1 protein-coding gene is annotated in these 260 nt (G+C 46.9%); it reads left to right on the plus strand.

Annotated features, from left to right (window positions below; all coding sequences use genetic code 11):
* On the plus strand, window positions 1–260 hold a 260-nt coding region (locus HA632_RS00055), incomplete at both ends, for a hypothetical protein (protein ID WP_217902795.1).

Consider the following 260-nt stretch of genomic DNA (forward strand, 5'->3'; position numbering starts at 1 on the left):
TTTGCTACTTGGTTAGGAGGATTCACTGTAAGCGGCGGCTGTGCTCCAAGCGGAAGCTATGGACAAGTAAGTGCACCGAGTGCTTGTGGAGGAACTACCACAGTAACTTATACCGTAACAGATAAATGTTATACTACATCAACAGTAACCAGAAGCTTTACTATTACACCGGCTCCGGCTGTACAAGTAAATGCACCGGCAGCAAGTTCAACAAGTGCTTGTGCTTATGCAGACCAAGCAGCAGTTAATGCGGCGTTTGC

It is taken from the genome of Flavobacterium sp. J49 (assembly GCF_011742145.1).
Lineage (GTDB): Bacteria > Bacteroidota > Bacteroidia > Flavobacteriales > Flavobacteriaceae > Flavobacterium.